Annotated in this window: 1 protein-coding gene; it reads left to right on the forward strand. The window is 60.5% G+C overall.

Annotation, left to right across the window (positions count from 1 at the left end):
* Positions 1-86 precede the first annotated feature (86 nt).
* A complete protein-coding gene (locus OGY35_RS09300) occupies positions 87-10,826 on the forward strand; it encodes a BapA/Bap/LapF family large adhesin (protein ID WP_286632113.1) in 10,740 nt (3,579 codons plus the stop codon).

Here is a 10,826-nt window from a genome sequence, read left to right on the forward strand (position 1 = left end):
ATGAACGGGATCGCTCGTCTGCTCATTTTCCTTGCCCGGTGATTTTAAAGAATTAATGCACAGAGCAAGCCATCAGGAGTGAACATATGCGTCTTCTCGCCGTTATATCCAAGTTGACGGGCGTTTCCACCAATGTTGAAGCCTCTGAAGTCACACTTAATGCCCCTTCCATTGTGAAATTATCCGCAGAGCGTAGCGATATCAGCCAACTGACTCGCGTGAATCAGGATCTGGTGATCGTCTTTACTTCTGGTGAAAAACTGACCGTTAAAAATTTCTATGTGGCGAACGACCAGGGAACCAGCCAACTGGTGCTGGAAGACAGTCACGGCGCACTGTGGTGGGTGGAAAATCCGGAAAGCGGCCTGCACTTTGAACAAATTTCAACCATTGACGATCTGCTTGTCACCGCCGGAGAATCTCACGAAGGTGGGGCTATCTGGCCGTGGGCGCTGGGTGGGGCGGTTGCCGCCGGTGGGATCGCGGCAATAGCGTCCTCGGGTGGCGGCGGCAGTAGCCATCATGATAACGACAACGGCAATCCTGATGATGGTTCCGGTAACGGTGGTACACCGGGTGAGGGTGGCGGAAATGACGGCGGCGGAGACAACGGCGGCGGCGATAACGGTACAAACCCTCCGGGAGGAGAAAACCCCACACCACCGCCAGCCCCCGTGATTACCGGCGCAGTGGATGCCGTTTCCGGCATCACCGGCGCCATTCAGGTGAACCAGACCACCAACGACAGCCAGCCGATGATTTCTGGTACCGGTGACGCGGGCTCCCTCATCACCCTCTATGACAACGGGCAGGTCATGGGAACCGTCGTCGTCGATGGACAGGGTAACTGGCACTATCAACCCGACGCGCCCCTTTCTGACGGTGAACATGTGCTGACCGCGACCGCCACAGACGAAAACGGTAGCACCAGCGCCGTCTCCGGCGATTTCACCTTTACCGTCGATACCATTGCCCCGGATGAGGTTTCCGGACTAACGGTTTCTGAAGATGGACTCTGGGTATCCGGGCTCGCAGAAGCAGGTTGCGTCGTCACGATTTTCGACAATCAACACCATATTCTTGCCTCCATTCAGGTCGATGACACCGGTCGGTTTACCGTTCGCCTCAACTCGGCACAAACCGATTCCGAGCAGCTCTATGCCGATATTTCTGACGCCGCGGGCAACGAAGGCGACGAAGCCTCCTTCTTCGGTTCCGACTCAGGTTTCCCCGATGCCCCCGTCATTACCGGCATCATTGATGATACGCAACCCACCGCCGTGACGTTAGGCAGCGGTCAGTTTACGAAGGATACCACCCCCACCCTCACGGGGACCGCGCTGCCTGGCGCGGAGGTGACCATTTACGAAAACGGTATCGCTATCGGGACGGCGAGCGCCGACGACGGTACGTGGTCGTTCGCGCTGAGCGGTGTGCCTGAAGGATTGCACAACTACACCGCCACACAGACCACAGAGGACGGCGTCAGCGGCAACACGGTGGAATTCTCGGTCACCGTGGATACCACCCCTCCGGCAGTTCCCGACGATCTGCTCGTCTCGCAAAACGGAACCGTGCTTACCGGCAGCGCCGAGGCGGGTAGTAAAGTCACGATTACAGATGCCAGCGGCACCACACTCGGCACCGTGACCGCCGATAGTGAAGGAAAATTCAGCTTCCCGCTCAATCCGGCACGGGTAAACGGTGAGGTTCTGACCGCGACCGCCACGGATAAGGCGGGAAATAACAGTCCGCCCGCCAATACAACAGCGCCTGATACCACTCCCCCGCAGGCAGCAGGCAATCTGGATGTCTCTGACGATGGGACAACGGTGACCGGTACCGCCGAACCCGGCACGACGGTGACGATTTACGGTAGCGACAACGCCCCGCTGGGGTCTGAACTTGTTCAACCCGACGGCTCATTTACCGTCACGCTGGCCCCGCCGCAAACCAATGGCGAAATTTTAACCGCCATCGTCAAGGATCCGGCGAATCTGACCAGTCCACCGGCGACCACCCTCGCCCCGGACACCACCCCGCCGCAGCCCGCCGGAAATCTGGAGGTTTCGGATGATGGCACCACCGTGACGGGGACAGCGGAACCCGGCAGCACAGTGACAATTCGCGATCCGGACGGCACCCCGATTGGCCATGGTCAAACCGACGGCGAAGGGAATTTCACCGTTACGCTGGACACGCCACAAACTAACGGCGAAACGCTTACCGCCACGGTGACCGATCCGGCGAATCAAAACAGCACGCCAGCCAACGTCACAGCACCGGATACCACACCGCCGCAGTCCCCCACGGCGGTCATTTCGGCAGACGGCACCATCCTGACCGCCACCGCCGAACCCGGCAGTACGATTACGATTAAAGACAGTAACGGGAATACGCTGGCGCAATCCGGTCCGGTCCCGGAGAGCGGCACGCTGGCGATCGCACTTGACCCGCCGCAGGCCAACGGTGAAACGCTGAGCGTCACCGCCACGGATGCCACGAGCAATACCAGCCTGCCGTACGAGGTCGTGGCGCCGGATATCACCGCACCGGATGCCCCCGTCGTCAGTTCGATTGTTGATGATATCGGCGCGCAGAAAGGCAATCTGGGTGATGGGCAACTTACCGATGACAATCAGCTAACCTTCAGCGGAACCGGTGAACCCGGCGCAATCATCACCATTCTGGACGCAAACACCCCGCTGACGGGAACGGCCACAGTAGACAACAACGGCAACTGGACGCTCACCACGCCGGTGCTGGGCGACGGCGACCATACCTTCACCGTCACGGCGACTGATACCGCAAACCATACCAGCACACCGTCTGCTCCCATCACCATTACGGTCGATACCACACCGCCGGCTATTCCGCTCGTAACCCTGACGGATAACACCGGCAGCAACGTGGGTGAACTGGCGGATAACGACGTAACCGATGCAACACAGCCGGTGTTAAGCGGCAGCGGCACCGCCGGAGATATCATCACGGTGTATAACGGAACGGCGGTCATTGGTAAAACAGAGGTTGATGAAAACGGTAGCTGGAGCTTTACCCCGAGCCCCGCGCTGGGCGAAGGCGATCACACGTTGAGCGTCACCGCCAGCGATCCTCTGGGCAACACCAGCGATAAATCCATCCCCATAACCATTACGGTGGACACCACCGCGCCTGATGCCCCCACGCTAACGCTGACGGATGGCGCTGATGCCCCACTGACCAACGGCCAGGCGACCAATGAAACCCAGCCCGTTCTGAGCGGCACAGGAACAGATGGCGATATCATCAGCATTTACGACAATGGCGTTCTGGTCACCACCGTCACGATAACTGACGACACCTGGCGCTACACGTCGGATGCTCTCGATGAAGGTGACCATGTCTTTAGCCTCACCAGCACCGATCCGGCGGGCAATGTCAGCGAGCCCTCCGCACCAATCGGCATTCTGGTGGATACCACCCCACCCGCCGTGCCCAACCTGACCGTCACCGACAACGTCGGCAGCCAGACCGGCATACTCGATAACGGTCAGTATACCGATGACACGCGACCGCTGCTGAGCGGAAGCGGTACGCCTGGCGACACCATCACCATTACCCTCGACGGTGTTGAACAGTCGCCGTTGGTTATCGACAACTCCGGGAACTGGAGTTTTCAACCGACGGGCCCGTTGTCACAGGGCGATCATAACATCCGGGTGACCGCGACCGATCCTGCCGGTAACAGCAGCACCTCGCCGGAACGTATCGTGCGCTTGGATACTCAGGCTCCAGGTACGCCAACGCTGACCGTCAACGATGACGGCGGACCGTTGCTCGATGGTGGACAAACCAACGATGCCACCCCGACGCTGAGTGGGACGGGCGAAACGGGCAGCATTGTCACCATTCTGAATAACGGCGTGCCGATGGGCACCGCCGAGGTCATTGATGGCGTCTGGAGTTTCACTCCGGACAGCGACCTTGTCGAAGGCAACTACAACTTTACCGTGACGGCAAAAGATGCCGCAGGCAACACCAGTCAGCCATCGGATGCGATTGGCATCACCATTGATACCCTGGTGCCCGACGCGCCGTTTATCACCTCGCCAGGCAGTCCGGCAGTCACCAATCAGCCCGAGTTGCCCATTAGCGGCACCGGCGAACCCGGCAGCACCATCACCTTGTCGAACGGCAGCACGGTTATCGGCACTGCCGAAGTCGATTCCGACGGAAACTGGACGATCGTCCCGGACTCACCGCTCACCGAAGGCAATTACACGCTGACGGCAACGGCCACCGATCCGGCGGGTAACATCAGCGAACCTTCTGCCTCCATCGCGCTAAACGTCGATCTGACTAAACCGGCAGCGCCGGAGGAGGTGACAATCTCTGCCGATGGCGCAACGGTCAGCGGTACGGCGGAAGCTGGCAGCACGGTGACTATCCGCGACACCGGCGGCAATGTCATTGGATCCGGCGTGGCGACGGACGGCACCTTCCAGATTCAGGTCACGCCTGCGCAAACGGGTCTCAATTCGCTGACCGCCACGGCAGAGGATGCTGCGGGCAACAACAGCGATCCCACTAATTTTAACGGCTCCGGCACCGGGCTGCCGGTCATCAGCGCCATCGTCGATGATACGGGTAGCGTTCAGGGCGACCTGAAGAGCGGGCAAACCACCGACGATACGCAGCCGGGACTGCGCGGTTTCTCCACGCCGAACTCGATGGTTAACATTCTGGTCGATGGTGGCGTTGTCGCATCGAACGTTCAGGTCGACGGAAACGGCAACTGGAGTTGGACATCCGCCGCCGAGTTAGGCGAAGGCCCGCACACCTTCCAGGTTGTCGATAGCGGGGATAGCAGCAAAGCGTCCGCCGTGGTGAACATCACTGTTGATCTCACCCCACCGACACAACCGGCGATTGGCAGCGTGACGGATGATGTCGCTCCCGGTACGGGAACGCTGACCAGCGGGCAGACGACCAACGATCCCCGCCCCACGCTGAGCGGCAGCGGCACCAACGGTGAAACCATCACAATTTACGATGGCAATACGCCCCTTGGCCAGGTGCAGGTGGTTAACGGCGCGTGGAGCTTTACTCCATCCACCAGCCTGGGGGATGGCAGCCACAATCTGACCATCACCGCCACCGATGCGGCAGGAAATACCAGCCTCGCGTCGCAAGCGTTTGTGGTGGTGGTGGACACCACGCCACCGGCGGCACCAACCATTGCCAGCGCGGTGGATGACAGCGAGCCGCAGACGGGCGTCATCAGCAACGGCGGCAGCACCAACGACACCACGCCCGACTTTAGCGGCAGCGGCGAAGAAGGCAGTACGATTACCGTCTATGACAATGGGGTAAAAATCGGCACCGCGCTGGTCACCAACGGTAACTGGAGCTTCACCGCGCCGACGCTGGCCACCGGCTCGCACGCGATAACCGTCACCGCCACCGATGCGATGGGTAACGTCAGCGCGCCTTCTGCTGCCTGGACGGTGAACGTCGATACTACCGCGCCACGGGTCCCGGTGATTCAAAGCGTCACCGACGACACCAGCCCGGCAACCGGCGTGCTGGCGAACGGACAAAGCACCAATGATACTCAGCCAACCTTCCAGGGAACGGCGGAGCCAGGTTCTACCGTTACGCTGTATGACGGTAGTCTCGCCGTGGGCAGCGTGGTGGTGGACACCGACGGAAGCTGGTCACTCTCTCCGGATAACCCGTTAGGCAGCGGCCCGCATAATCTGAGCGTCACGGCGACAGATGCAGCAGGTAACGAAGGCCCGTCAGCCGCGTTCTCCCTGACGGTAGATACGCAGTCGCCATCGGCTCCTGTCATCAACTCCGTTACCGATGACGTCGCCCCCAATAGCGGAACGCTGAGCAATGGGCAAAGCACCAACGACACGCGACCAACGCTTGCCGGGACCGCTGAAGCTAACAGTACCGTCAGTATTTTTGACGGCACCACGCTGCTGGGCACCGTGCAAGCCGATGGCTCAGGTGCCTGGACCTTTACGCCCGCTACCGCGCTGGGCAACGGTTCGCACACGTTCAATGTGACCGCGACGGACGCCGCGGGCAACGTCAGCCCTGGCACCGCCTTTACCGTGGTGGTTGATACCGTTGCGCCAGTTGCCCCGATCATCGTCAGCGTCACCGATAACGTGACGCCAGGAACCGGCGATCTCACCAGCGGGCAAAGCACAAACGATACCCGCCCGATCGTTGCCGGCACCGGCGAGCCTGGCAGCACCATTAATGTCTACGATGGCAACGTTCTGCTGGGTACGACCACCGTGACCGAAGGCGGGAGCTGGAGCTACCGACCGGACGGACTTTCTCAGGGGGCCCACTCGCTGAGAGTCACCGCCACCGATAGCGCGGGCAATACCGGGCCAGCGTCAACAAATTTTGCGTTGACGGTCGATACCGTTTCGCCCGGCGCGCCAGTAATCAGCAATGTGCTGGATGACGTTGGCCCGGTCACCGGCAGTCTGACCAACGGTCAGACCACTAACGACGCGCGTCCTGGCTTCACCGGCACCGGTGAGCCGAGGGCCACGATCAGCATCGTGGACAACGGTGTTCCCCTCGCCAGCGTGACGGTCGAGGCGAACGGGACCTGGACCTTTACCCCCACCAGCGATCTGGGACAGGGGAATCATTCGCTGACCTTCACCGCGACCGATGCCGCCGGTAACGTCGGCCCATCAGCCAGCTTCGCCATCACGGTGGATACCGCCGCGCCGCTGGCACCGGTGATCGCGTCAGTGGTCGATGACAGCGCGCCGCAGACCGGCAATCTCTCGCCCAATCAGAGCACCAACGACACCCGCCCCACGCTTAACGGCACGGCGGAACCGGGCACCACGCTGACCTTTACCGATAACGGCACGGTCATTGGCAGCCTTGTTGTCGGCACGAACGGCAACTGGACCTTCACGCCAACAACCGCCTTAACCAACGGCGCGCATACCCTTGCGGTGACCGCGACCGACGCGGCGGGCAACGTCAGCCCGGCCGCCAGCTTTGGCGTCACGGTGGATACGCTGGCACCAAACGCGCCGGTGATCGCCACCATTCTTGATGATGTCAGCAACATCACGGGTCCCGTCGGCAGCGGACAAAGCACGAATGACACCCTGCCTGAACTGCGAGGGACCAGCGAACCGGGGGCATTCATCAATATCTATGACGGTGCGACGTTACTCACGCCAACGCCCACTCAGGCGGATGCCAGCGGCGCGTGGAGCTTTACCCCCACTACCGCACTGGCAGAGGGTTCACATACCTTTACCGCCAAAGCCACCGACGCGGCGGGCAACGTCAGCGCCTCGTCGGCGGCATCGACCATCGTGGTGGATACCACCCCGCCCGGCACGCCGACCAACCTGGCGGTGGTCACCAACGGCAGCCACGTCACCGGGACGGCAGAGGCTGGCAGCACCGTCACCATCACCAGCAGCAACGGCACGGTACTGGGAACCGGCGTCGCGGACGGGACCACCGGCAGCTTTAACATTCTGATTAATCCGGCGCAGGTCGGTGGAGAAACGTTGCAGGTGGTCGCCCAGGATAAAGCGGGTAACACCGGAACGTCCGGCAGCGTCATTGCACCGTTCAGTGGTCTGCCTGGCGCACCCGTTATCGCCTCGCTGACGGACGATGTAGGGTCGATAACCGGACTGGTGGCCAATGGTCAGGCCACCAATGACGCCAGGCCGCTGTTAAACGGGACGGGCCAACCGTTCTCCACCATCACGGTGTACAGCGACGGTGTCTCCATTGGTAGCGCCAGCGTGGATGCGCAGGGCAACTGGTCGCTGACTCCGCAGGCCAATATCACCGACGGGACGCACGTCCTCACCGCTACCGCCACCAATACCAACGGCACCAGTACGCTGTCATCAGGCTATACCGTCACCGTGGATACGGTCACGGCTACACCAACCGGCACCATCAGCAGCGACGGCGCCAGCATCAGCGGCACTGCCGAAGCGGGCAGTACGGTATCCATCACCCTCAGCACGGGCTTAACGGTCACCACCACCGCCAACAGCAGCGGGAATTACACCTATGCCTTTGATCGCAAACAGACCAGCGGCGAGAACATCAGCGTCAGCGCCACGGACGCCGTCGGCAACGCCTCGACCCCGACGCAGGTCACCGCCCCAACCCTGCCCATCTCGGCCAGCGATAACGTGGAGAATCTGGAGCTCACCTCAAATGCGACCGTAACCAGCGAGCAGCTCAGCGACTATGGCCTGCTGCTGGTTGGCGCGCTGGGCAACGTGGCGAACGTGTTGGGTAACGATACGGCAGCCGTTGAATTCACTATTCAGGACGGCGGCAGCGCAAATCTGGTGATCGATGCCAGCACCACCGGGGTCGTGCTCTCGTTGCTGAATACTCAGGAAGTGGCGATCCAGAAATATGACGCCGCGACCAACTCATGGACCACCGTCATCGACACCGCGCAGTCGCAGTTTGCCAATCTGTTGACGCTCGGCAGCAGCGGGGTCACGGTGAACGTGTCCGGACTGGAGGGCGGCACTTATCGGGTTCTGACTTACAATACGGCGCTGCTGGCGACCGGCTCTTATACCGCACTGAACGTCAGCGTCGAAGAGACCAGCGCCGGCACCATCACCACGTCCACGCCGCAAACCGGCAACGTGCTGAATAACGACAGCGCCCCACTGGATACCGTCGTCACCACCATCACCAATGCCAACGGACAAAGCTTTACGCTGGGTGCTGGCAGTAACGTCATTCAGGGCGTCTATGGCACGCTGACTATCAATCAGGACGGCACCTACAGTTACGCGCTGAACCCGAACAGTCCTGCCTCGGTCATTGGACGCACGGAGAGCTTCACCTACACCATCAACGGCGGCGGCAACAGCGCCTCGGCGAAGCTGGTGATTACTCTGGGCAATGACACGCCGGCCAGCAGCGTGACCGCCGTGGATAACGTCGCCACTCTGCCCTACGACACCCATGTGGAGGCCATCAACAACGGGACGTCCTCGCAGGGCGGCTTTACGGTGGTGAACGTCAGTCTGGGCAACGTGCTGGATCTGGGCGTACTGGACAAACTGAGTAACCCGATTATTTTCGACGTCGAGCAGGGTTCAACGCGCACCATGACGCTGCAATCCTCCATTGGCGGCGTGGCGGTGGCATCCAGCTTCGATCTGTACATATATCGCTTCAACGACGTCACCCAGCAGTTTGAGCAGTGGCGAGTGGAGAAAAACTGGTTAAACGCGCCGCTGCTGGGCGGTCAGTCCGATAAGCTGACGCTGAACCTGCCGGGCGGTGAATACCTGTTCCTGCTGAATCCGGCGTTTGGCATTACGGCGCTCACCGGCTACACCCTTAACGTGCTTGAGGACCATGTTTACAGCGTTGACAGCCTGACCACTTCCACCCAGGGCAATGTGCTGAACGACGACATCGCGCCCGTCGGTACGCTGGTGACACAGGTGAACGGTGTGGCGATTGCCGCAACCGGCACCACGACCATTGTGGGTACTTACGGCACGTTGACCATTGATGCCAAAGGTAACTACACCTACACCCTGAAAAGCGGCGTGGGCGCGGACGGCACCAAAACGCCGGACAGCTTCATCTACACGGTGAAAGCACCCAACGGGGATACCGATACCGCATCGCTCAATATCCAGCCGACCGCCCGTGGGCTGGATGCCGTGAACGATGTCAGCGATACCCTGCTGGCCACGGCGGTTCAGGACACCGCGAGCTATCTGGATTCCACCGTCGGTAGCGCCAGTTGGGGGTTACTTGGCAGAACCGGTAGTGGCAGCGGCACCTTTGACGTCGCAGCGGGCACCATTCTGAAAGGTGCGGCCATCGTCTTTGATGTCTCAACGCTGGTCACGCTGGGCAACCTGACCATCAACTGGTCGATAGTGGAAAACGGCGTGATCATTCGCTCCGGCACGGTGCCGGTCGCCAACATCACGCTGGGCGGTGCCACCGTGACCGTCAATTTGAGCGGGCTGGAACTGGATGGCGGCACCTACACCCTGAATTTCACCGGCAATAACACGCTGGCAGGCGCGGCAACCATTACGCCGAAAATCACCGGCACGACGGTCGATCTGGATAACTTCGAAACCTCCGGCACGCATATCGTCACCGGCAATATTTTTGACGGCAGCGACTCCGCCGGGGCGATGGACCAGTTGAACACCGTCGATACGCGCCTGACTATCACCGGCTTTAACGGCAGTACCGCCACGCTGGATCCTTACTCCAGCGCCACCACCACCATTCAGGGCCACTACGGTTCACTGCAAATTCGCGCCGACGGTTCGTACACCTACACGCTCAACAACGGCGTGGCACTCTCTTCGATCACGGCGAAGGAGACCTTTAGCTACACGCTGAATGACACCCACGGTCATACCGACAGCGCCACGCTGACGGTGGATATCGCCCCGCAGGTTACCAGTACCTCACAAAGCGATGTACTGGTGGGCTCGGTGTATGGCGACACGCTGATCTACAACCTGCTCAACGCCAGTGATGCCACGGGCGGTAACGGTACGGATACCTGGAAAAACTTCTCGCTGGCGCAGGGCGACAAGATTGATATCGGCGATTTGCTGGTGGGCTGGAACGGACAAACCGCGACGCTTGGCAACTATCTCAGCGTCAGCACCAGCGGCAGCAACACCATCATCTCTATTGACCGTGACGGGACAGGCAGTACTTATCACTCCACACAACTGGTGACCCTGGAGAATGTACAAACCACGCTGACGGAGCTTATCGAACAAAACCACATTGTGACCTGA

Origin of the sequence: Citrobacter sp. Ct235 (assembly GCF_030332305.1) — a bacterium.
GTDB classification, from domain to species: Bacteria; Pseudomonadota; Gammaproteobacteria; order Enterobacterales; family Enterobacteriaceae; genus Citrobacter_A; species Citrobacter_A telavivensis.